Below are 22516 nucleotides of genomic sequence, written 5' to 3'. Positions count from 1 at the left end.
GACAGATGGCTTTCGAAGCGATCCAGGCGCTGGTGGCCAAGGCGATCGGCCGCTTCCCGGACCACGTCGCGGTCGAGTGCGCCGACGGCAAGCTCACCTACGCCGAGCTGGACCGGCGGGCCGACGACATCGCCGCCGCGCTGCAGGAAGCGGGCGCGGCACCCGGCGCGCTGGTGCCGGTGCTCGCCGAGGACCGCCGCGAACTGGTCGCCGCCGTGCTCGGCGTGCTGCGCATCGGCGGGGTGGTGGTCCCGCTCGACGCCACCGCGCAGCAGCGGCGGCTGGAGCAGGCGCTCAACGACACCGACGCCTCCTGGGTGGTCACCGGCTCCGACCTCGGCGGCCTGCCGGCCAAGGTGCTGGCCGCGGCGGGGGCCACCGAGACCACCCGCATCGACATCGCCGACACCGCGGGCACCAGCGCGCGCCGGGCCGTGGTCGCGCACGAGCCCCGGCCGGACGACCCCTGCTACCTCTTTTTCACCTCGGGCTCCACCGGCCGCCCCAAGGGCATCGTCGGCAGGCTCGGCTCGGTCGACCACTACATCCGCTGGGAGACCGAGCTGCTCGGCGTGGACGCCGGGTGGCGGGTCAGCCAGCTGATCAGCCCGGCCTTCGACGCCGTGCTGCGCGACATCTTCGTCCCGCTGACCACCGGTGCCACGATCTGCGTGCCCCCGGCGGACACCCTGCTCGACGCCGCCGCGCTCAGCCGCTGGCTGGAGGCGGCGGAGATCTCGCTGGTCCACTGCGTGCCGTCGGTGTTCCGCCGTTTCGCCACCGCGCCCGGCGACCACCGGTTCGCCGCACTGGAGTGCGTGGCGCTGTCCGGCGAGAAGCTGGCCCCGCGCGACGCGGCGGGCTGGTTCGACCGCTTCGGCGAGCGGACCAAGCTGCTGAACCTCTACGGCCCGTCGGAAACCACGATGACCAAGACCTTCCACTTCGTCACGCGGGCCGACACCGAACGCGACTCGATCCCGATCGGGCGCGCGATGCCGGAGACCGAGGTGCTGGTGCTCACCGACCGCGGCGAACCGGCCGCGCCCGGTGAGGTCGGCGAGATCCACCTGCGCACCGCGCACCGCTCGCTCGGTTACCACCGCCAGCCCGAGGCGACCGCCAAGGCCTTCGTGCCCCGCGACGGCGAACTGGTCTACCGCACCGGCGACTTCGGCCGCTTCTCCACCGACGGCGTGCTGGAATACCTGGGGCGCAAGGACCACCAGGTGAAGATCGGCGGCGTCCGCGTCGAACTGGGCGGCGTGGAGAGCATCCTGCGCGAGCACCCCGCGGTCACCGAAGCCGCCGTCGTCGCCGGGGAATCCGCCGACGGCATCCCGTTCCTCTGCGCGCACTACGAGCAGAACACCAACGTCGATCCCGCCGTGCTGCGTGCTTTCCTGCGCGAGCGGCTGCCGGAGGCCGCGGTGCCCGCGGTCTTCGCGCCGACCACCGAACTCCCCCGCACGATCAGCGGCAAGATCGACCGCCGCGCGCTCCCGGCCACCGCACCGTCCACTCCGGACACCCCGGCCGACGTGCTGGAGGCCCGCACGCCGACCGAGCAGGCCATCGCCCGGATCTGGGCGAGCGTGCTGCCCGGCCAGTCGGGCGCGGTCGACATCCGGCAGGACTTCTTCGACGCGGGCGGCAGCTCGCTGCTGGTCATCGAACTGCTCTCCCGGCTCGGCGCCGAGTTCGGGGTTTCCGTGCCCCTGCACGACTTCCTCTCCGCACCGACCGTGGCGGCCGTCGCCGGGCTGATCGAGGGCTCCCTGATCGCCGACGACACCGACGACTTGGGCCTGTGACGGCCGCCGACGGCTCGCGCCGACCTGAGCCCACTGGAGGCTGAACGATGACCGAACCGAATCTGCTCTCCACCGATCCCGCGCAGGCCCAGGTGATCGAGCAGGAGGTCGAAGCGGCACTGCTGCGCCACGGGGGCGTCGCCGACTGCGCGGTGGTCTTCGCCGGCGCCGGCGACACGGCCAGGCGGAACTGCGTGCGCTGCGGCATCACCGGCAAGTACCCCGGGCTGACCTTCGACGCGGCGGGCGTCTGCTCGCTGTGCGTGCTGTACGAGGAGAACCGCGAGCAGATCGACGCCTACTGGGGTGATCTCTCCGAACTGGCCCCGAAACTGCGCGCGAAGGCCGAGGCGGCCGGCTCGGAGTACGACTGCCTGCTGCTGTTCAGCGGCGGCAAGGACAGCACCTACGTGCTCTACCGGCTGGTCGACCTCGGCCTGCGCGTGATGACCTTCACCTTCGACAACGGCTTCATCTCCACCACCGCGCTGCGCAACGTCGAAGAGGTGACCGGCGAGCTCGGCATCGAGCACGTCACCAAGACCAGGGCCGACCAGAACAAGATCTTCCTGCTGAGCCTGCAGGAGCACAAGAGCGTGTGCAACGGCTGCTTCCGCTCGCTGCTGGACCTGAGCACGGAACTGGCGCACCACCGCGGCATCCCGAGCATCGTCACCGGGCTCTCGCGCGGGCAGATCATGGACGAGCGGCTGTCGTGGTTCCACCAGCAGGGCATCTTCGACCGCGACGAGATCGAGGAGAAGCTGGCGCTGGGCCGCCGCGTCTACCACCAGTCCAGCGGCACCGGCGCCGAAGCCGCCGCGGTGGACGCGGTCGAGGTGGTCGACTTCTACCGCTACTCCGAGGTCACCAAGGACGAGATCCGCGCGCTGCTGAAGTCGCGGTCGAAGATCTGGGCGCACCCGGACGACACCGGCTTCTGCAGCTCGAACTGCCTGATCAACGACGTCGGCGTGTACGTGCACGCGGCCGAGCGCGGGTTCCACAACTACGAGGCGCCGACGCGGTGGGAGGTCCGGCTCGGGCACCTCTCGGTCGCCGAGGCGAACGAGGAGCTCCAGGGGCCGGTCAACAGCACGCGGGTCAAGCGCATGCTGGCCAAGATCGGCTACCCCGACCCCGCCGATCATCCCCACCTCGGTGCGCGTATGACAGCGTATTACGTACCGAACGGTGGTGTCGAAGAAAGCATCCGGGCGGCCGTCGCGGCGGTGCTGCCGGAGGGCCTGGTGCCCGAGCGCTGGGTGGCCGTCGGCGAGATCCCGCGCACCGCGGGCGTGGTCGACCGGTCGGCGCTGAAGGCCCCGGTCGCCACCCGCTTCGGCCGCGGCAACGAGGACTCGTCGCACCCGCTCACGCCGTCCCAGCTGCGGGTGACCGAGCGGACGCCGCTGGCCGAGCAGGCCCGCGCGCTGCTGGTCACGCTGCCGGGCGCGGTGGACACCGCGAAGGTCAAGAAGATCGTGCTGCAGCTGCTGATGCAGCACGACGCGATGCGGATGAAGTTCACCAAGGACGGGCACGAGTGGCGGCAGCAGCCCGCGGGGACCGGTGGTTCGCTGCCGGTGGTCCGGCTCGACCTGTCCGCGGTCAGCCCCGAGGAGGAGCCCGCGCTCCTGCGCCGGGCGGTGGCGAAGCTCCGGTCGCGGCTGGACCCGGCCGAGGGGCGCGTGCTGCAGGTGACCGCGCTGGAACGCGGGGCCCGGCCCGGCGGGTTGCTGCTGGTGCTGCACGAGCTGGCGGCGGACACCGCCTCGTGGCGGTTGATCCTGGAGGACGTGGTCACCGCGTGCCGCCAGCTCGGCGCCGGTGAGCCGGTCGAGCTGGCGCGGTCCGAGGCCTTCCCCGGCAGCACGCCGATCGCGCCCGAGCCGGTGCCCATCGACCCCGGTCCGGCCGGGCTCGCGCTGGGTGCGCTGGCCGGGGTGCTGCCCGCCTGGCTGGGCACCGACTCGGTGACCGTCGAGGTGGCCGACCACACGGCCCCGCACCACCGGACCGGCCGCATCGTCGGCAGGCTGTCCGAGGTGGGTTGCTGGCGGGTCTGGCCGGACCGCATCGAGCCGGTCGACGGGCCGGCCGAGGTCCGCTACGACTACTTCGGCGACGTGACCGCGCTGCTGCCGCCGTCCGCCCCGGTGCGGGTGGCCGACCTGCCCGAGGTCGACTTCACCGAACTGCCGGGCAGCGGGCCGCACCGGATCTCGGTGACCGGGGCGGTGCGGGGCGGGAAGCTGCGGCTGACCTGGCAGGGCGTGCCGGACGAGGTGGCGCGGCAGGTCGCCGATCGGTTGCCCTGACGTGCCCGCGACGCTGGGCGTGCTGGGCGGCATGGGACCCGCGGCCACGGCCGAGTTCCTGCGGTTGCTGGCCCTGCGCGTCCCGGCGCGCACGGACCAGGAGCACCCGCGGCTCCTGCTGCTGTCCGAACCGTCCATTCCGGACCGGACCGAGGCGCTGCTGGCCGGGGACGACGGCCCGCTGCGCCCGCTCCACGACGGGTTGCGGACGCTGGTGGGCTGGGGCGCGGACCTGCTGGCCGTGCCGTGCAACACCGCGCACGCCTACCTCGACCGGTTCAGCGCGCAGTTGCCGGTGCCGCTGGTGCACATCGTGGACGCGACGCTGCGGATGGCCAGGCGGGTGAGCCCGGACGGCGCCTGGCTGACCGCGACAACTGGCACCGTGGCCAGCGGGCTGTACCAGGACCGGGCGGCCGAGCTGGGGTACCCGCTGCTGGTGCCGGACGAGGCGCTGCAGCACCGCGTCCACCACGCGGCTTCGCTGGTGAAGGCGAATCGGACCGGTGATGGCGGCGACGTGTTCGCCGAGGCGCTGGCGTCGTTGTGGCGGCGGGACGGGCGGCCGGTGGTCACCGCGTGCACGGAACTGCCGATCGCCTACACCGCCGCCGGGTTGCCGCCGGAGTCGTCGGTGTCCAGTTTGGACGCGCTGGCCACCGCCTGCGCGGAGGAGTTGTACCGGGCGGCGACACCGCTCCGAATCGCTGTTTAAGGAGTACTGATGGCCGGATCGTGGACGGCGGTGCTGCGGGCCGCCCAGGGACAACCCGAGGCACGCGTGGTGCTGATCCCGCACGCGGGAGCCGGGCCGAACGTGCTGATGCCGCTGGCAGATTGCCTGCCCGCGGCGTACGACGTGCTCGGCGTGACGCTGCCCGGCCGGGAGCGCCGGTTCTCCGAGAGCTTCAAGGAAACCCCGTCGGACCCGCACGCGGTGGTCGAGGGCGTGCTGGACGAGCTGGTCGCGCTGCCGCCGCTGCCGACCGTCCTGTTCGGGCACAGCATGGGCGCCGCGGTGGCCGCGGCGATCGCGCTGGCCAAGCCGGAACCGTTCGCCGGGCTGGTGCTCAGCGCCTACCCGTCCGGGGGTTCGGCGGCCGAGCGGGCCGGCCGGTGGAGCGACGACGACCTGGTCAAGATCATGCGCGCGGGGGGTGGCACCCCGGACGAGATCCTGGCCAGCCCGTTCTGGCGCGAGCACGTGATGGCGTTGCTGCGCTCGGACCTGACGCTGGGGTTGCGGCTGGCCCAGGTGAGCTTCCTCGGCCCGGTCGCCGTCCCGCTGACCGTGCTCGGCGCGCACGACGACCAGCTGGTGCCCTCGGCCGAGCTGCCCGCGTGGCGGGAGCGGGCCGGGGCGGGGCTGCGCGCGCGGATGTTCGACGGCGGGCACTTCTACCTGCTGGCGGAACCGCACGTGGGCGAGGTGGCTGCCGAGATCGCTCGAGCCTGCCTCGGCAATCGGGAAGACGCGCAGGTCCAGGCCGAGGAAGGACCCTGGTGACATGACTGAGTTCGAAGGCAAGTCCGTACTGATTTCCGGTGGTGGCAGCGGTATCGGCCTCGCCACCGCGCAGCGGCTGGTCGCCGCCGGCGGGCGCGTGGTGCTCGCCGGGCGAAGCCAGGAGCGGCTGAACACCGCGGTCAAGGAACTCGACGCCGGTGACCGCGTGGTGGCCGTGCGGGCCGACGTGTCCAGCACCGCCGACCTCGACGCGCTGTTCGCCAAGGTCGGCGAGACCGTGGGCAAGCTCGACGGGGTGTTCGCCAACGCGGGTACCGCCTCGGCGGGGCTGCTCGGCGACGTCTCCGAGGAGGAGTTCGACCGGGTCGTCGGCACCAACTTCAAGGGCACCTACTTCACCGTGGCCAAGGCCGTGCCGTTCCTCAACGAGGGCGCTTCGGTGGTGCTGAACGGTTCCTGGCTGGTGCACCGCGGCATGGCGCCCGGCGCGCTGTACGCGGCGAGCAAGGCCGCCGTGCTGAACCTGAGCCGCTCGCTGGCCGCGAACCTGGCGCCGCAGGGCATCCGGGTGAACACGGTGACGCCGGGGCACACCGAGACCGAGATGTTCGACCAGGTCGCGCCGAACGAGCAGGTCCGCGAGTTCTTCCGCAGCCAGGTGGTGCTCGGCAAGCTCGGGCAGCCGGGTGACGTCGCGGAGACGGTGGCCTTCCTGCTCTCGGCCAAGTCGGCCTACGTCACCGGGCAGGAGTTCGTCGTCGACGGCGGCCTGGTGACCGCCGTGGCCGCCTGATCAGGGGGAGCACGACCGTGATCGACTTCCGCCTGCCGGAGGAGCACGAGACCCTGCGCAAGACCGTCGAGGAGTTCGCCGCTTCGGAGGTCGCCCCGGTGATCGGGGAGCTCTACCAGCGCGAGGAGTTCCCGTACGAGCTGGTCGCGAAGATGGGCCGGATGGGGTTGTTCGGGCTGCCGTTCCCGGAGGAGCACGGCGGCATGGGCGGCGACTTCTTCGCACTGGCGCTGGCGCTCGAAGAGCTGGCGCGGGTGGACTCGTCGGTGGCGATCGCGGTGTCGGCCGGGGTTTCGCTCGGGGCGTTGCCGATCCACAAGTTCGGCACGCCCGAGCAGAAGCAGCGGTGGCTGCCCGCGTTGTGCGCGGGCGAGGCGCTGGCCGGGTTCGGCCTGACCGAACCCGGCGGCGGCACCGACGCCGGCGCCACCCGCACCACCGCGGTGCGGGACGGTGACGAGTGGGTGATCAACGGCAGCAAGTGCTTCATCACCAACTCGGGCACAGACATCACCGCGCTGGTCACGGTCACCGCGGTGACCGGCGTGACGGCGGACGGCCGCAAGGAGATCTCGGCGATCATCGTGCCTTCGGGCACGCCGGGCTTCTCGGTGGCCCCGTCGTACTCGAAGGTCGGCTGGTGCGCTTCGGACACCCACGAGTTGTCCTTTGTGGACTGCCGAGTCCCGGTGGGGAATTTGGTTGGTGAGGAGGGACGCGGCTTCGCCCAGTTCCTCTCGGTGCTGGACGAAAGCCGCATCGCGCTGGCCGCGGTCGGCACGGGCCTGGCGCAGGGCTGCGTGGACGAATGCGTGCGCTACGCGCGGGACCGCGAGGCCTTCGGCAAGCCACTGGGCGACCACCAGGCGATCGCCTTCAAGATCGCCGACATGGAAGCCCGCGCGCACACCGCCCGTCTGGCCTGGTACCACGCCGCCGCCCGCCTGGTCGCCGGCGAACCCTTCAAGCGCGAGGCGGCGATCGCCAAACTGGTCTCCTCGAACGCCGCCATGGACAACGCACGCGAAGCCACCCAAATCTTCGGGGGCTACGGTTTCATGAACGACTACCCGGTAGCCCGCTTCTACCGGGACGCGAAGATCCTGGAAATCGGCGAAGGCACCAGCGAGGTGCAACGCATGCTCATCGCCCGAACCCTCCTCGCCCCGTAGTAGCGCCATCCCACAACGATGCAGTGAATGTGGCTTTCACAGCGGAATCGGCAGTGAAAGCCACATTCACTGCACCACCCGGAGCCCGGACACCACCCCGACACCAAACCGCACCTGGCAACGAAACCGCACCACCCAGCCATCCTCACCTCCCCCATCCCGATCCCAAGCCAAAACACGGCTGAGAACCCTTTGTCAAGGCATCTTTCCCGCCTTGACAAAGGGTTCTCAGCCGTAGTCACACTGAAATAGCGGGATGGCCCCACCAAAAATCAAGCGTGCCGAGTCCCCAGCAACTCCCCCAGCCCCAGCAACTCCACCGCCATCTCCCGCATCTCGACCTTCCGCACCTTCCCCGACACCGTCATCGGAAATTCATCCACCAGGTGCACGTACCGCGGAATCTTGTGCCGAGCCAACTCGCCCTCGCAAAAAGAACGCAACGAAGCCGCGTCCAAGAACGCCCCCGGCCGCAACCGGACCCAGGCCATCAGCTCTTCCCCGTACCGCGCGTCCGGCACACCGATCACCTGCACGTCGACGATGTCCGGGTGGGTGTGCAGGAATTCCTCCACCTCACGCGGGTAGATGTTCTCGCCACCCCGGATCACCATGTCCTTGATCCGCCCGGTGATGTTCAGGTAACCGTGCTCGTCCATCACCCCGAGATCGCCGCTGTGCATCCAGCCGTTGGCATCGATGGCGTCCGCGGTCTTGTCCGGCTGGTCCCAGTACCCGATCATCACCGAGTACCCGCGCATGCACACCTCGCCGGCCTCGCCGCGCGGGACCGTCAGGCCGGTGCGCGGGTCGACCACCTTGATCTCCACGTGCGGCCCGGCGCGGCCGACCGTCGACACGCGGCGCTCCAGCGAATCGTCCGCGCGCGTCTGGGTGGCCACCGGCGAGGTCTCCGTCATGCCGTAGCAGATGGTCACCTCGGTCATCCCCATCAGCTCGACCACCTGGCGCATCACGTCGATCGGGCACGGCGTCCCGGACATGATCCCGGTCCGCAGCGACGACAGCTCGAACGCGGCGAAGTCCGGATCGGCCAGCTCGGCGATGAACATCGTCGGCACGCCGTACAGCGACGTGCACCGCTCGGCCTCGACCGCCTCCAGCGTGGCGCGCGCGTTGAACACCGGCGCCGGGATCACCACGCTCGCCCCGTGCGTCATCGCCGCCAGGTTGCCCATCACCATGCCGAAGCAGTGGAAGAACGGCACCGGCACGCACACCCGGTCCTCCGGCCCGTACCCGCACAGCTCGCCGACCGAGAAGCCGTTGTTGAGGATGTTGTGGTGCGACAGCGTCGCGCCCTTGGGAAAGCCCGTCGTGCCCGAGGTGAACTGGATGTTGATCGGCTCGTCCGCGTGCAGCGACGCACCGACCTTCGCCAGCAGCGCGGGATCACCGCGGCGGCCGCGGTCGAGCACCTCGGCCCACGCGTCCCCGCCGAGCAGCACCACCTGCTCCAGCGCCGGGCAGTCGATCTCGGCGATCATCCTGGCGTAGTCGGAGGTCTTGAAGGACTCCGCGGAGATCAGCAGCCGCACCCCGGCCAGGTTCAGCACGTACTCGATCTCGTGCCTGCCGTACCCCGGGTTGAGATTCACCAGCACCGCGCCGATCTTGGCGCAGGCGTACTGCACCAGCACCCACTCCGCGCAGTTCGGCGCCCAGATGCCCACCCGGTCCCCCGGCTGGATGCCGTGGTCGAGCAGGCCGAGCGCGAGCACGTCGACCTCGGCGCCGAGTTCGGCGTAGGTCCACCGCCGCCCGGTCGGGCGGTCCACCAGCGCGTCACGGTCACCGAAGTCCTCGACCGCCCGGTCGAAGTACGCGCCGATGGTCTCGCCGAGCAGCGAGGTGGCCGACGCCCCGGACGAATAGCTCGGCCGCACCCTCATGCCGCACCCAGCCGCGCCTGGCTGTACTCGCGCTGCGCGATCGCGGAGAGGAACACCGAGATGCCGGCGTGGCTGTGCTGCATCGACAGGTCGCGCCACACCCGCTCGACCCGGGCGCCGTTGCGCACCGCGCTGGAACCCGCAGTCGGCACCAGGTGCGCCTGCACCGCGTCGAAGCTCAACCGCACCACTTCGCGGCAGATCAACGCGATCCGCAGTTCGCGTTCCGGGGTGAAGGCCGCCGAACCCTCCGAAACCGCCTGCTCCCACTGCTGGATCGCGTTGTGGAAGGCCGCCTCCGCGGTGGCGATCATGCCGGTGGCCTGGCCGAAGCGGAACTGGTAGTCGGGGTCCTGCGCGCGGCCCTGGATCGGCGGGAAGATCGTCGACCGCGTCTTCATCAGCTCCTCGCACGCGTCCAGCGCGCTCTGGGCCATGCCGACCGCGAGCACCGCGTCCTCCAGCACCATGAAGCTGAGCAGACCGCCGCCGTAGAACGGGTTCCCGTGCAGCGCCGCGCCCGGCGTGCCCTCGGAGACGTCGACCTGGCTCAGGTGCATCTCGAACATGTGGTGCGCCGGGATGTGCGCGTTCTCCATCGCAATGCTGTGCGAACCGCTGCCGCGCAGGCCGAGCGTGGTGTTCCAGTCGTCGAGCCGGGTCCACTTCTCGCGCGGCACCACGAACATCATCGGCGACGGCGTGCCGTCCTCGCCGAAGACCAGCGTGTGCCCGATGAAGTGGGTGGCGTAGGGCGATCCGGAGCAGTAGTTCCAGGTCCCGCTGAGCCGCCAGTCACCGTTCTCCAGCCGCTCGGGCTGGCCGCCCGGCGCGACGGTGGCCGGGCAGATGAAGTCGCCCCCGGCGAAGATCTCGTCCTGCACGCGCTCGTCGAAGATCGACGCGGCGGCGTGCGCGTGCGCGGCACCGAGGCAGTACATCCAGCCGGTGGACGGGCAGCCCCTGGTCAGCGCCTGCACCACGCGCATGAAGGTGTCCAGGCCGAACTCGTAACCGCCGTAGCGGCGGGGCACCAGGATCCGGTAGAAACCGGCGGCGCGGAACGCCTCGTGGGTGTCTTCGGCGTAGTAACCGCGTTTCTCGGTCTCCGCCTGGCGTTCCACGAGCGTGGGCGCGATCGCCTCGGCCCGCGCGACGACCTGGTCCGGGGTGAGCTCCGGTTCGGGAATTTCCACCGTGGCTGTCATCGCTGCACGAATCCTTTTCTCCGGCGGCCTGGCTGGCTCCGCCCTACCCTCACATCCCGCGCGCGCGACCACGTCTCCCCGATTGCGCACCAGCTCCGGGCAGGGCGCCGAACAGCAGTAATGAGGAAGGCGCGCGGCCGACATGAGGAATACATAGAGGAGTGGTGCACGCGGCACTGGTCGTGCCCGCGGCGCCGCTGACAGAATCCGGTAACGGACCGATGACGTAACGACGCTCACTGAGTCTGAACTGGCCGGCGTGCCATGACCGCGTATTTCCGCCCGGACCGCATCCAGAGAGGAAACCCCATGACCGAAGAGCGCACGATCCGCGAGATCAAGATCACCCGCACCATCGACGCCAAGCCCGAGCAGGTGTTCAAGGCCTGGACCGAGCCCGAGCACTTCACCCACTGGTTCGGGGCGCCGCTGCCGACGATCTCGATGGACGTCCGTCCTGGCGGCAGCTGGAAGGCGACCCTCGACTACGAGGGCACCGAGATCCCCTTCTACGGCGTCTACAGCGAGGTCGAGGAGAACTCCCGCCTGGTGTTCTCGCTCATCGACCCGAACGACCCGGAGTTCGAGGCGAAGCAGGCCGCCGGCGAGAACGAGGAAGCCGTCACCCTGACCTTCACCGAGACCAACGGCAAGACCAAGCTGGCCTTCCGCCAGACCGGTTACCTCCCCGAGGAGGAGCTGCCCCAGGCCAAGGAAGGCTGGGTCAGCTGGTTCGACGCTCTCGAAGAGTACCTGACCAAGAAGTCCTGAACGTAGTACCCACGGTTCGCTAGGAACGCGGTGAACTGCGCCACCCGACGGGGGTGGCGGAAAGCGGAGGAATCCGTTTTCCGCCACCCCCGTTTCGGTGTTTTTCACGTCTTTTCCAGGCGGAGAGCGACCAGCAATCGGGAAGACGCGACCGGGGGCGGGCGTGCGAAATCGTGGACGGTGAGTGACCGATCGGGTAGTCGTCCGCGCCGCGGGAAATCCAGGAGGAGAGATCGAATGAGTAAAGTGGTCATCGACGTCTGGGTCCCCGATCTGACTTTTCCGGGCTGGATGGACCGCTGGTTCCAGCTGGGCAAGGACTTCGAGAAGGTGTACCCGCAGTACGAGGTCCGCGTGCAGGGCAAGGACTTCTGGACCTTCCCGCAGGAGGTCTCCCGCGCCGCCGCAGCCGGTGCCCCGCCCACCCTGGCCGAGCTGTACTTCTACATGGGCCAGGTGGCCCGCGACCTCCGGCACGCCGACGGCAGCCCGCTGTTCACCTCGGTCGAGCGGGCGGTGGCCGGCCGGACGGAGATCAACGGTGAGCCGGTGGTGCTCGGCGACCTGATGACGCCGTTCCGCGAGTACTACACCGTCGGCGGCGACCTGATGTCGTTCCCGTCCGTGTGCACCACGAGCCTGCTCTACGCCAACACCGAGCTGCTGGAGAAGGCCGGCGTCACCGAGCTCCCGCAGACCTGGACCGAGGTCGCCGCGGTCTGCGAGCAGATCGCTCGCGCCAAAGGCGGCCCGAAGCACGCCATCACCTGGTCCAACCACGGGACCTTCTACCAGCAGGCCGTCGCCACCCAGGGCGGGCTGCTGGTGAACAACGACAACGGCCGCAGCGGCCGGGCCACCGAGGCCGAGCTGGCCTCGAAGGAAATGCTGGCCTGGGCGGAGATCTGGCGCGAGCTGCACCGCGACGGGCACTACCTGCACACCGGCGGCATCCCCGACTGGGCGCAGACCCTGCGGGCGTTCGCCGAGCAGGACGTGGCGATCCGCATCTCCTCGTCCAACGACGTGAACTACATGGTGCAGGCGGCCAAGGACAACGGCTTCGGCATCGAGGTCGGCCTGTTCCCGTTCAGCGACACCCAGCCCTACGTCGGCAACGCCATCGCGGGCACGTCGATGTGGCTGACCAGCGGCCTGGACGAGGCCACCCAGGACGGCGCGCTGACCTTCCTGCAGTACATGCACAACGCCCGCAACGCGGCCGACCGGCACAAGGCGAACAGCTTCGCCCCGGTCACCCACGCCTCGTTCGAGCTGCTGGAGCGGGAGGGCTGGTTCGAGCAGCACCCGTACCACCGGGTGGCCAGCGACCACGTCACCCGCTTCCCGGCCAAGGCGGTCCGGCCGGACGGCGTGCCCGCCGACGCGGTGCCCGCCCAGCAGGGCGCGGTGTTCGGCGACTTCGCCGGCAACCAGGACGTGATGACCCGCGCGATGGGCGACGTGCTCCGCGGCGCCGACCCGATCACCCGGTTCACCCAGGCCACCGAGGAGGCGCAGGCGCTGCTGGACACCTACAACGCCTACGCGCTCGGCGACTGGCCCCGCGACCCGGACGGCCCCAACAGCAGCCACAAGGTGGAGTACTTCACCACGCTGATGGCCGGGCGCGACTACTCCGCGGCCGATCTCGAGAACGTGGTGAAGCTCAACCGCTGACAGGCTTCCCCGCGCACGGCCCGGTATCGGCGACCCCGCCGGTGCCGGGCCGTTCCCGCGTCACGGGTCTCGAAAGCTGCGCAGTTCCCGGGCCGCAATCGGAGAGATGCCCCGGATAGCCGTTCTGGCCGAAGCTGTCCGAGTCAGATTAATCCGTGAGGGAGCCGTTATGGTGACTAAGAGCGCGGTGGACCCACAACCTCGGGTCCGCTCTACGAAGCGCAGATTTTTCCCGCAACTGGAGGGGATGCGCGGGCTCGCCGCGCTGGGGGTGCTGCTCACCCACGTCGGTCTCTACTCCGCCCAGGTGGCGCTGACCGAGTTCCCGGGCATGGAGCAGCCGGGGAACGGGTTCGCCGGCGTCCTGCTGCAGCAGCTGCACGTGAGCCTGCCGATCTTCTTCGTGCTGTCCGGTGTGCTGCTGTACCGCCCGTGGGTGCTGGCGGCGCTGGGCGGGACGAAGAAGCCGGGGGTCAAGCCCTACCTGTGGCGTCGTGCGCTGCGGACGCTGCCCGCGTTCTGGGTGACGCTGGCGGTGGTGCTGATCGCGTTCAACAGCGAGGGCATCCAGAACCTGTGGCACGTGGTGCGGCCGTTCCTGCTGTTGCACGTGTACGAGGACCAGGCGTTCGTGTTCGGGCTGGAGCAGAGCTGGAGCCTCTCCACCGAGATCGCCTTCTACGCGCTGCTGCCGGTCCTGGCGTGGGCGCTGCACCGGGTGGCCCGCGGTGGTGCCGACGTGGCCGCCAAGGCCCGCCGGATCCTGCTGGTGCTCGGGGTGGTCGTGGTGGCCGGGTTCGGCTTCGCCGCCTACACCTTCACCGAGTCGATGGGCAGCTGGCCGATCGAGGACAAGTGGCCGCTGAAGTGGATGGGCTTCATCGCGGTCGGGATGGCGCTGGCCACCCTGTCGGCCGCGGCGGAGCTGCAGCCGGAGAAGTCCCCGGCGCTGTACCGGTTCCTGGCCCGCAAGCCGGCCTCGGCCTGGGCGGCGGCGCTGGTGGTCTACCTCATCGCCTGCTTCCAGCCGTTCGGTGACTCCGGCAGCGCGAACTACCCGGACATGGCGCAGGGCATGGTCGAGCAGGTGCTGTACCTGTCGTTCGGCCTGCTGGCGGTGGCCCCGCTGACCCTGCCGAACACGCGCTCGCGGCTGATCGACGCGGTGCTGACGAACCCGGTGATGCTGTTCCTGGGCAGGATCTCGTACGGCCTGTACCTGTGGCACATCGCGATCATCTACTTCTGGAACGAGGGTGCCTTCGGGGCCGACGGGTTCTGGAAGCTGCTGGGCATCTGCCTGGCGGGCAGCATCGTGGCGGCGACGCTGAGCTACTACGTGATCGAGAGCCCGGCGATGCGGTTGCGGGAGAAGCTCGGGAAGGCGCCGAAGGAAGTGGGCGTGGCTACGTTGGAACGGCCGGATCACCTGACGTCGGTGCGGTAGTGCGGGGGGCTGGCCACCCCGGTTTTTGAGTGTGACTACGGCGAAGACCCCGAAGTCAAGGCGGGAAAGATGCCTTGACTTCGGGGTCTTCGCCGTGTTTTTGGCTTTGGACCGGGGATGGGGGAGGTGGGGTTGGCTGGGTGGTCCTGTCTCGTCGCCGGGTGGCGGTTTGGGGCCGGGGTGGGCGGGTCGTTTGGTCCCGTCTTGTTCCCGGCTGTCGGTTGGGTGCCGAGGCGGGTGGGTCGTTTGGTCCTGTCTCGTCGCCGGGCGGCGGTTGGGTGCCGGGGTGGGTCGTTTGGTCCCGTCTCATCGCCGGGCGGCGGTTGGGTGCCGGGCCCGGCTCGCCTTGGGGGTGGGGTGTGGGGGTGCTGTGAATGTGGCTTTCACTGCGGATTTCGCTGTGAAAGCCACATTCACAGCATCCCGGAGGGGTCGAGAGGGGCAGCGAAAGGGCCCCGCCTCCGGAGTGGGAGGCGGGGCCCTGTCTAGCGAGTACGAGGGGATCAGGAGGGCTTGACCGCCCAGATCACCCGGTTGTACAGCTCGGCCGGCGGCGTCTCGACGATGTGCGCCTCGGCGAAGCCGGCGCTCAGCAGCTTCTCCGTCCAGAACTCCGGCGTCGTCAGGATCTCGCCGTCTTCGCGCATGAAGCGCGGCAGCAGGTCGATCTGCAGCAGCATCCGCTCGAAGCTGGCGTGCTCCAAGTAGTGCTTCGCCTTCGCGGTGAGCAGGTCGAGCACGTCCTTCGCCCGGTCCGGGCTGCCCGCGGGCCCCATCACCCGGCAGAACTGGTCCGCGTTCACGAACCGCCCACCCGGGCGCAGCACGCGGAACAGCTCCGCCGCCGCCAGCTTGTACGTGTCCAGCTCCAGGTGGTGCAGCGCGAAGCTGGAGATCACCGCGTCGAAGCTGTTGTCCGGGATGAAGGACAGGTCCTCCACCAAACCACCGGCGAAGGAGACCTTCGGGTCGTCGGCGAACTTGATCTCCGCCGCCTCCACCATGGTCGGGGCCGGGTCGACGCCGAGGATGGTCGCCTCCGGCAGGGCCTTGCGCACCAGCGAGGTGAGCCGCCCGGTGCCGGCGCCGATGTCCAGCAGGTCCTTCGTCTCCGGCGGCAGCAGGCCGACCGCGGCGGCCAGCAGCTTGACGTTCGACTCGTCGGTGTTGAGCACCTTGTCGTAGTCGATGCCGACGTCGTTCCAGTGCGTGGTCGATTCACTCATACTTGCTCTCCAACCTCAGGCGGCGCGTGCTTGCTGTGCCTGCGACCCCAGTGACTCCCAAATGGACAGATACCGCTCACCGCTGTCCGGCAGCACGGTGACGATGGTGGCCCCGGCCCAGCGTTCACTGGCGGCGAGCACACGGGCCGCGTGCACCGCGGCCCCCGACGAAACCCCGACGAACAACCCCAGCGAACGGGTCAGCTCCTTGGCCGAGTCCGCCGCGGCCTCGTCGGCCACGGTGATCACCTGGTCGATGCAGTCGACGTCGGTGACCGGGTTGATGAAACCGCCGCCCATGCCGGGGATCTTGTGCGGGCCGCGCTCACCACCGGACAGCACCGGCGAACCGGTCGGCTCCACCGCCACGGTGTGGATGCGGCGGCGCTCCTTCATGAACTTCGTGATGCCGGTCAGCGTGCCGCCGGTGCCGACACCGCACACCACCACGTCGACCTCGCCGCCGGTGGCTTCCCAGATCTCCGGCGCCGTGGTGTGGTAGTGCGCCTCGACGTTCACCGGGTTGGCTTCCTGGCCGCACAACCACGAACCGGGGATGGACTTCGCGATGCCCGCCGCCTTGGCGATGGCCGCGGGCAGGCCCTGGGTGTGGTCGGCGAGCACCAGCTCCGCGCCGTACGCGCGCAGGATCGCCTTGCGCTCCTCGGTCGCGTTGTCCGGCAGCACGATCACGCACCGGTGCCCGCGCATCGCGGCCAGCGCGGCCAGCGAGATCGCGGTGTTGCCCGAGGACGCCTCCACCACCGTGCCGCCGCCGTCCAGCGGCAGCTTGCCGGTGCGCTCGGCGTCGCGGAGCATCCACAGCGCGGCGCGGTCCTTCACGCTGGCCAGCGGGTTGAGCATCTCCACCTTGGCCAGCAACCGCACGTGGTCGGGCACGTCGGGCAACCGCAGCCGCACCATCGGCGTGCGGCCGACGAGGTCCTCCAGCCCGGAAATGATCCCCGGCCCGAGCTTGGAATCGGTCATCACTGCACTCCTTCTGTCTGCCAGCCGAAAAGTCGGGAGAACTGGTCGTCCGAGGTGGAGAACTCGACGGCGCGCTCGTAGTCCACCCCGCCGGTGCGGCGGGACAGCAGCACGATCTCGCGGGTCCGCGGCGCGCGGACGCGCTCGTAGTCCGCCAGCGAGTCGTTGGCCAGGCACGCGGTCAGCACGGCCGCGTCCTCCAGCGCCATGCCCGCGCCCTGGCCAAGGGTCGGCGCCATCGGGTGCACGGCGTCGCCGAGCAGGGTCACCCTGCCGAACGTCCACTGTGGAATCGGGTCGCGGTCGACGATGTCGGTCATCACCACGCCCGCGGCGGTGTCGGTCGTCTCGACCAGCTCCCGCAGCGCCGGGTCCCAGTCCGCCATCTCGGCCAGCAGCTCGGCCAGCGCCTCGTCCGGCGCCTTCGCGGGCCAGGCGCCCTGGGGTGCCACGATCTTCGCGGTCCAGTACAGCAGACCGCCGCCGACCGCGCCGACGAAGAGGTCGATGCCGGGCCCGGCCGCGGTCACCCCGACCGGGAAGTTGTGCGAGGTCGCCGTCCGCCCGCGCACCGAGGAGTAACCCCGGTACCGGATCGGCGTCTCCCCGAGCAGGCGCCGGCGCACCCCCGACCGCAGGCCGTCGGCGCCGACCAGCACGTCACCGGTCACCGTCGAACCGTCCGAAAGGGACACTTCCACCCGCGACCCGTCGTCGTGGTGCGCCACCACCTCACGGCCGATGCGCAGGTCGACGTCCACCGCGAGCGCCTCGTCCAGCAGTGCGTTCTGCAACGCCGAGCGCAGCAGCATCACGTGCGGGGTGCCCCAGCGGTTCTCCAGGTCCCCGATCGGGTCCCCGGACAACCGCACGCCGTCGGAGCGCAGGTGCGGGCGCACGTCCCCGGGTTCGGCCACGTGCCCGGCCGCGCGCACCGCCTTGCCGAGCGGCGCGCTGATCGTGTCCAGCGCGCGGATCCCGTTGGGGTACAACACCAGTCCGGCGCCCACGTCGGCGATCCGGTCGGCGCGCTCGACCACCGTCACGCCGAACCCCGCGCGTGACAGGCCGATGCTCAGTGCGAGGCCGCCGATGCCACCACCGGCGACCACCACTCTGCGCTCACTCATCACCGAGCACCAGACCGTCGAAGAACCACGTCTCCAGCTCGTTCAGCCGGTTCTGCACGGTCGCGCGGTCCGGCCCGGAGACCAGGTACGCGGCCATGAAGTCGGCCGAGTACCGCGGCACCGGCATGACCTCGCCGACCTCGACGAAGACCTTCTGCCGCTCGACCCAGTCGAACGGCGGCTCGCCGCGCACCGCGAGCACCTTGCCCGGCCGCTTGCCGAGCACCAGTTGCCCGGTCATCTTGGCCGGCTGCAACCGCCCCTCGGCCGCGGAAACCGGCAGCGGCAGGCCGACGTCGGCGCGCAGCCAGCACTCGTTCAGCTCGACGCCGAACAGCGTCTGGATCACCGCGCGGGTCTGCGCGCCACCGGTGCGCCCGGCGATCTCGCACAGCACCAGCCGGTCGTCCGGCGTGCGGAAGACCTCGCAGTGGAACACGAAGTTCGGCGGCGAGGGCAGCGCCTCGATCACCCGGTCCACGAAGTCGATCATGCGCTGGGCGAGCGGGTCGTCCCGGTCCATCGTGACGTCGTGCCTGCCGCCGCGCTCCTCCTTGAACGAGGCCAGCTGGAACAGGTACTGCGACGGCCAGGAGAAGACCACCTCGCCGTCGACCACCAGCCCGTCGACGTGCGCCATCGAGCCGGGGACGAACGCCTCCACCATCAGGTTCGACTGCAGCGGACCGTAGATGTCGAGGTCCTCGTCGAGGAAGGCGTCCAGCTCGGCGGCGTCGTTCAGCACCTTCACGCCGATCGAACCCGCGCCATCACGCGGCTTGACGACGACCGGGAACCCGTGCCGCTCGGCGAACACCAGCAGGTCCGCCGCGCACTCGACGGGCGCGTGCGGCGCGACCTCGATGCCCGCCGCCTCGACGACCTGCTTCATCACCAGCTTGTTGCGGAACGGGATCGCGTTCTCCAGCGTCGTGCCGGGCAACCCGAGCAGCTCACGCAGCTGCGCCGCGCGCTCCATGTCGTGTTCCTGGAAGGTGAAGATGTGCTTGACGTCGTACTTGCGCGCCAGCTCCAGCACGCGCTCCTCCAGCACCCCGCCGACCTCGTAGTCGTCGATGGCCTCCATGTGCCGGTAACCGTGGTCGTCCCCGGTCGGCAGGTCCTCCCCCACCCAGCCGAGGTGCTCGCGCGAGGCGATCAGCACCACGTCGCCGTCGTACCCGGCCAGCCACTGCGGGTACGGGCAGGCCGCGAGCGAACTGCGGTGGTGCAGCACAAGGACGGTCATCGCTTCACTCCTGTCTCAAGCCCCGCCTGCACGCGGACGGCCGTCCGGTGCTCGTCCTCGTCGGCCGTCTCCGCGCCGACCCCGTCCACCAGCCAGCGGCCGTCGGTGGTGTGCACCACCTCGACCGCGTACGGCTGACCGGGCACCACCGGGAGCGCGGCCAGCGCCGCCTCCACAATGGACACCAGCTCCGGGCGCTCACCGGCGTCGGCCGCGATCGGCGCGACCACCCGGTGCCGCTCGCCGTTGACCCACGGTTCGGCGAACAGGCTGGGCACCGAGATCAGGTCCGGGGTGAGCCCGCCCTGGGTGTAGATGCGCACCTCGCCCTCGTCGTTGAGCACCGCGGCGGTCGGGTGACCGGCGATCTTGCGCTCGCGGATCCGCACCGGGTAGCCGAACTTCGCGGCCGCCGCGTAGACGTCGGTGATCCGCAGCACCGGCGCGCACCCGAGCACCGGCACGCCGGCTTCGGCCAGCCGCTCGCGCACGGCGACCGGATCGGCGAGCACCACGGCGTCGTCGCGGCTCTGCCCGGCGATGCCGAAGTAGTCGCGCAACGCACCGCCGCGGATCAGGTCCGGCGTCTCGGTCGCGACGATCGCCGACAGTTCGGTGCGCTGTCCCAGGTTCAGCAGGAACCGGTCCACCGCCGGGGAGTTCGCGTACCCCTCGACCACCTCGACGCGGTCGTAGCCCTCACCGACCTCGTCCCGGGCGCGGCCGGTGACCAGCAGCAGTTCCTTGCCGCTGTCGCGCAGCCAGTCCGCGTACGGCGGCAGCGGACCGGGGAATCCGTCCAAGATCACGATCGTCATTTCGGCACCACCTGGATCCGCAGGGTGTTCTCGATCAGTTCCTCGCAGAGCTTCACCGCGGCGTCGCCGGTCGGGCCGGTCGCCGCGACCAGCGCGAGCCGGTCGTTGTTGTCCCGCGCCGCGCGCACCTGGTCGCCCACCGACACCAGCGCGTCGGCGGCGATCACCTCGGGCCGGGTCCGCAGTTCGTCCAGGCCGTCGATCGCGACGACGGTGCCTTCGGTCGCCTCGACGAAGCGCACCGCCGCGCCGCCGACCGGCTTCGGCCGGTCGCGCAGCTCGTCGACCAGGCCGAACGGCCAGCCCACCGCGTAGTAGGTCAGGTCGATGCCGTAGACCGCCTCGACCAGGTCGTGGATGCGGTCACCGCCGATCCGGTTGTGCGACTCGATCACCACCGGCCCGCGCCTGCCGAACCGGATCTCGGTGTGGCTCGGGCCATCGGTCAGCCCGACCGCGTCCAGGAACTCCTGGGTGGCACCGACGATCCGGTTCTCCCGGAACCGGTCGATCCGCGCGGGCACGGTGTGGCCCAGTTCGGCGAAGTGCCCGGCCCCGGTGGTCTTCTCGGTCACCGAGACGACCACGTGCCGCCCGCCGAAGCTGAACGACTCGACGCTGAACTCCGGCCCGTCGGCGTACTCCTCCATGAGCACGTCCCGCACGGTGAACAGTCCGCCGCAGCCGGGTGCCGGGCCACCGCGCAGCGCCTCCAGCTCCCGCCACACACCGTCCACATCGGACGGCGTGTCGACGCGGAAGACGCCGAGGCTGGCCGCGGTGTCGGTCGGCTTGGCGACGAACGGGTAGCCGAACTCCGCGCCGAACTCGAGCAGGCTCTGCTTGTCCGCCATCAGCCGCGCGCCGATCGCCGTGGCCGTCCCGGCCTCGGCCAGGCGCTGCCGCATCTGGTACTTGTCCTGCAGCAGCCGGGAAACCTGGTAGCTGGTGCCGGGCAGGCCGAACAGGTCGTTGATCCGCGCCGCCGCGTCCAGTGCCGGATCGGTCAGCCCGATCGCGGTGGCGTAGCCCCAGCGCTCGTAGGCCGCCTCGGCGTGCGGGCGGACCGCGGCCCAGTCGGTGAAGTCGGCGATCAGCGTGATGTCGGCCAGGTCCGCCTGCTGCGGGGTGAACTTGTTCTGGTGCTGGATCAGGATGACCGACAGCCCGTGTGCCCTGGCCGCATCCAGCACCTTCACCGTGGCGCCGACGAGCAGCACCGTGTTCTCGGGGGTCACCGTTCGCTCTCCTTAGTTCTTGCCCGCGGTGGCGAGCGGGGCCTCGGCACCGGCCGCGCGGCCCGCGTCCCGGTCCCGGATCGTCAGCTGGACGAGGAAGAGCGAGGCGATCCCGAACACGCCGTAGAGCAGGCTGATCACCACCGACGACACCTGCGTGCCCAGGGTGATGAACAGCGGGCCCACCACCAGCGCGATGCGGAACTGCAACTGGTAGACCGCCATGTACTTGCTGCGCGCGCCGGGGTGCACCACGTCGGCGAGCAGCGCCTGCCGCGACGGCGAGCAGACGATCTCCCCGAGGGCGAACACCGCGGCCGCGGCGATCAGCACCCACGGGTCGTTGGCCACCGCCACCGTCATGTAGCCGGCGGTGAACATCAGCGTGCCCGCCGTCTGCTGCTTGCCGTCGCTCGTCTTCGCGAGCGCCTTGCGGGCGTAGAGGGCCAGGCACACCACCAGGAAGCAGCTGATCGAGCGCAGGATGCCGAACATGTTCACGCCGTCCACGTCGAGCTGCCAGAACCCGAGGTCGAACAGCCGCTGCGGGGTGAACTCCTCGGCCAGCCGGACCGCGATGTACGACGACAGCTGCACCTGCACGCAGGTGAACAGCAGGATGCCCCAGAACAGCTTGGCGAACACGCGGTCCTTGAGCACGTCCACGTACCCGCGCAGCATCGAGACGAGCCAGTTGCGCTGGGGTGCGGGCTCGCCGGAGTCCTCCGGTTTGGTCTCCGACACCCAGAACCAGGTGACCACCGCGACCACCGCGGTGGCCGCCGCCGCGGCCCACATCAGTTCGTTGAGGCTGTTGTACAGGAAGGCGCCGACCAGCGCGCCGACCACGAAGGCCACGTTGGTGGACCAGTAGATGACCGCGTAGACCGCCTTGCGGATCTCCGGCTCGGACGCGTCGATGACCATCGCGTCGCTGGCCGGCCGCACGATCGCGATCAGCCCGGTGTTGGCCAGGTAGAAGAGGTAGACCGCGATCCCGGACTCCCACACCGAGTTCGCCAGCGCCATGCCGACGAACGCGACCAGGCTGCCGACCTCGCCGACGAGCAGGGTGCTGCGTCGGCCGCGGACGTCCGAGAGGTGCCCGCCGAGGAAGGTGCAGCCGATCGCCACCGCGGCGGCGACCATGGTCAGCACGCCGGCCGTGGCCGCGCCGTAGAGCTGGGAGAAGTAGATCACCATCAGCGGGATCAGCATGACGTCCAGGAACCGCTGGACGAAGCCGACGCCGATGCGGATCTTGATGTTGCGGTTCAT

18 protein-coding genes are annotated in these 22516 nt (G+C 70.2%); 9 read left to right on the top strand and 9 right to left on the bottom strand.

The window, feature by feature from the left end; all coding sequences use genetic code 11:
• The first annotated feature begins 5 nt into the window (after positions 1-5).
• Genes JYK18_RS19035 through JYK18_RS19010 form a run of 6 tightly spaced genes read left to right on the top strand, consistent with a single transcriptional unit; the run spans position 6 to position 7568 of the window.
• A complete protein-coding gene (locus tag JYK18_RS19035; RefSeq protein WP_206803312.1) occupies positions 6-1814 on the top strand; it encodes a non-ribosomal peptide synthetase in 1809 nt (602 codons plus the stop codon).
• A 47-nt stretch (positions 1815-1861) separates the two neighbouring features.
• Positions 1862-4135 (top strand): condensation domain-containing protein, encoded by a 2274-nt coding sequence (locus JYK18_RS19030; RefSeq protein ID WP_206803311.1) that lies wholly within the window; start codon positions 1862-1864, stop codon positions 4133-4135.
• A gap of 1 nt (position 4136) precedes the next feature.
• On the top strand, positions 4137-4850 hold the full coding sequence (locus tag JYK18_RS19025; protein ID WP_206803310.1) for an aspartate/glutamate racemase family protein: 714 nt from the start codon (positions 4137-4139) through the stop codon (positions 4848-4850).
• 9 nt (positions 4851-4859) lie between these two features.
• Entirely contained in the window at positions 4860-5642 is a 783-nt protein-coding gene (locus JYK18_RS19020; protein ID WP_206803309.1) for a thioesterase II family protein, read from the top strand.
• A gap of 1 nt (position 5643) precedes the next feature.
• Positions 5644-6396: an SDR family NAD(P)-dependent oxidoreductase gene (locus tag JYK18_RS19015; RefSeq protein ID WP_206803308.1), complete on the top strand. Its 753-nt coding sequence runs from the start codon at positions 5644-5646 to the stop codon at positions 6394-6396.
• A 17-nt stretch (positions 6397-6413) separates the two neighbouring features.
• Positions 6414-7568 carry an acyl-CoA dehydrogenase family protein gene (locus JYK18_RS19010; protein WP_206803307.1) on the top strand — a complete coding sequence of 385 codons (1155 nt, stop codon included), beginning with the start codon at positions 6414-6416 and terminating at the stop codon, positions 7566-7568.
• A 272-nt stretch (positions 7569-7840) separates the two neighbouring features.
• Here the strand turns inward: JYK18_RS19010 and JYK18_RS19005 are convergent, their stop codons facing one another.
• Together JYK18_RS19005 and JYK18_RS19000 are read right to left on the bottom strand one after the other, a co-directional pair.
• Positions 7841-9481 (bottom strand): AMP-binding protein, encoded by a 1641-nt coding sequence (locus JYK18_RS19005; protein ID WP_206803306.1) that lies wholly within the window; start codon positions 9479-9481, stop codon positions 7841-7843.
• Positions 9478-10689, bottom strand: a complete 1212-nt coding sequence (locus JYK18_RS19000) for an acyl-CoA dehydrogenase family protein (RefSeq protein ID WP_206803305.1) — start codon at positions 10687-10689, stop codon at positions 9478-9480. The genes JYK18_RS19005 and JYK18_RS19000 overlap by 4 nt, the downstream gene beginning before the upstream one ends.
• A 309-nt stretch (positions 10690-10998) precedes the next feature.
• Between JYK18_RS19000 and JYK18_RS18995 the strand changes: the two genes are divergently transcribed.
• The 3 genes from JYK18_RS18995 (at position 10999) to JYK18_RS18985 (ending at position 14587) form a co-directional block, all read left to right on the top strand.
• Positions 10999-11460, top strand: coding sequence for an SRPBCC domain-containing protein (locus tag JYK18_RS18995; protein ID WP_153035430.1), 462 nt, complete (start codon positions 10999-11001; stop codon positions 11458-11460).
• A 237-nt stretch (positions 11461-11697) separates the two neighbouring features.
• Complete coding sequence (locus JYK18_RS18990; protein ID WP_206803304.1) at positions 11698-13140, top strand: extracellular solute-binding protein; 1443 nt, start codon at positions 11698-11700, stop codon at positions 13138-13140.
• Positions 13141-13387: 247 nt separating this feature from the next.
• A complete protein-coding gene (locus JYK18_RS18985; RefSeq protein WP_206803303.1) occupies positions 13388-14587 on the top strand; it encodes an acyltransferase in 1200 nt (399 codons plus the stop codon).
• A gap of 503 nt (positions 14588-15090) precedes the next feature.
• Here JYK18_RS18985 and JYK18_RS18980 read toward each other — a convergent pair.
• From JYK18_RS18980 to JYK18_RS18950, 7 genes are read right to left on the bottom strand one after another with little or no spacing between them, the layout of a single operon-like run.
• A complete protein-coding gene (locus tag JYK18_RS18980; RefSeq protein ID WP_206803302.1) occupies positions 15091-15813 on the bottom strand; it encodes a class I SAM-dependent methyltransferase in 723 nt (240 codons plus the stop codon).
• A 15-nt stretch (positions 15814-15828) separates the two neighbouring features.
• Positions 15829-16803, bottom strand: coding sequence for a PLP-dependent cysteine synthase family protein (locus JYK18_RS18975; RefSeq protein ID WP_206803301.1), 975 nt, complete (start codon positions 16801-16803; stop codon positions 15829-15831).
• Complete coding sequence (locus JYK18_RS18970; protein ID WP_206803300.1) at positions 16803-17933, bottom strand: NAD(P)/FAD-dependent oxidoreductase; 1131 nt, start codon at positions 17931-17933, stop codon at positions 16803-16805. The genes JYK18_RS18975 and JYK18_RS18970 overlap by 1 nt, the downstream gene beginning before the upstream one ends.
• Complete coding sequence (locus JYK18_RS18965; protein WP_206803299.1) at positions 17926-19182, bottom strand: acetyl-CoA carboxylase biotin carboxylase subunit family protein; 1257 nt, start codon at positions 19180-19182, stop codon at positions 17926-17928. Before JYK18_RS18965 ends, JYK18_RS18970 begins: the two co-directional genes overlap by 8 nt.
• Positions 19179-20000, bottom strand: a complete 822-nt coding sequence (locus JYK18_RS18960; protein WP_206803298.1) for a hypothetical protein — start codon at positions 19998-20000, stop codon at positions 19179-19181. Before JYK18_RS18960 ends, JYK18_RS18965 begins: the two co-directional genes overlap by 4 nt.
• Positions 19997-21238, bottom strand: coding sequence for an ATP-grasp domain-containing protein (locus JYK18_RS18955; RefSeq protein ID WP_206803297.1), 1242 nt, complete (start codon positions 21236-21238; stop codon positions 19997-19999). Before JYK18_RS18955 ends, JYK18_RS18960 begins: the two co-directional genes overlap by 4 nt.
• Before the next feature lie 12 nt (positions 21239-21250).
• Entirely contained in the window at positions 21251-22516 is a 1266-nt protein-coding gene (locus tag JYK18_RS18950; protein WP_206803296.1) for an MFS transporter, read from the bottom strand.

This window comes from Amycolatopsis sp. 195334CR, assembly GCF_017309385.1.
In the GTDB taxonomy this organism is placed as follows: Bacteria; Actinomycetota; Actinomycetes; order Mycobacteriales; family Pseudonocardiaceae; genus Amycolatopsis.
The sequence above is the reverse complement of the archived record's forward strand: the minus strand, read 5'-3'. Positions and strand labels throughout refer to the sequence as shown.

Excerpts from the sequence above, each read along its gene's own strand:
- JYK18_RS18970 (WP_206803300.1), bottom strand. The coding sequence starts at position 17,933 with ATGAGTGAGCGCAGAGTGGTGGTCGCCGGTGGTGGCATCGGCGGCCTC.
- JYK18_RS19030 (WP_206803311.1), top strand. The coding sequence starts at position 1,862 with ATGACCGAACCGAATCTGCTCTCCACCGATCCCGCGCAGGCCCAGGTG.
- JYK18_RS18995 (WP_153035430.1), top strand. The coding sequence starts at position 10,999 with ATGACCGAAGAGCGCACGATCCGCGAGATCAAGATCACCCGCACCATC.
- JYK18_RS18960 (WP_206803298.1), bottom strand. The coding sequence starts at position 20,000 with ATGACGATCGTGATCTTGGACGGATTCCCCGGTCCGCTGCCGCCGTAC.
- JYK18_RS19020 (WP_206803309.1), top strand. The coding sequence starts at position 4,860 with ATGGCCGGATCGTGGACGGCGGTGCTGCGGGCCGCCCAGGGACAACCC.
- JYK18_RS18950 (WP_206803296.1), bottom strand. The coding sequence starts at position 22,516 with ATGAACCGCAACATCAAGATCCGCATCGGCGTCGGCTTCGTCCAGCGG.
- JYK18_RS18975 (WP_206803301.1), bottom strand. The coding sequence starts at position 16,803 with ATGACCGATTCCAAGCTCGGGCCGGGGATCATTTCCGGGCTGGAGGAC.
- JYK18_RS19005 (WP_206803306.1), bottom strand. The coding sequence starts at position 9,481 with ATGAGGGTGCGGCCGAGCTATTCGTCCGGGGCGTCGGCCACCTCGCTG.
- JYK18_RS19000 (WP_206803305.1), bottom strand. The coding sequence starts at position 10,689 with ATGACAGCCACGGTGGAAATTCCCGAACCGGAGCTCACCCCGGACCAG.
- JYK18_RS18985 (WP_206803303.1), top strand. The coding sequence starts at position 13,388 with ATGCGCGGGCTCGCCGCGCTGGGGGTGCTGCTCACCCACGTCGGTCTC.
- JYK18_RS18965 (WP_206803299.1), bottom strand. The coding sequence starts at position 19,182 with ATGACCGTCCTTGTGCTGCACCACCGCAGTTCGCTCGCGGCCTGCCCG.
- JYK18_RS19015 (WP_206803308.1), top strand. The coding sequence starts at position 5,644 with ATGACTGAGTTCGAAGGCAAGTCCGTACTGATTTCCGGTGGTGGCAGC.
- JYK18_RS18990 (WP_206803304.1), top strand. The coding sequence starts at position 11,698 with ATGAGTAAAGTGGTCATCGACGTCTGGGTCCCCGATCTGACTTTTCCG.
- JYK18_RS18980 (WP_206803302.1), bottom strand. The coding sequence starts at position 15,813 with ATGAGTGAATCGACCACGCACTGGAACGACGTCGGCATCGACTACGAC.
- JYK18_RS19035 (WP_206803312.1), top strand. The coding sequence starts at position 6 with ATGGCTTTCGAAGCGATCCAGGCGCTGGTGGCCAAGGCGATCGGCCGC.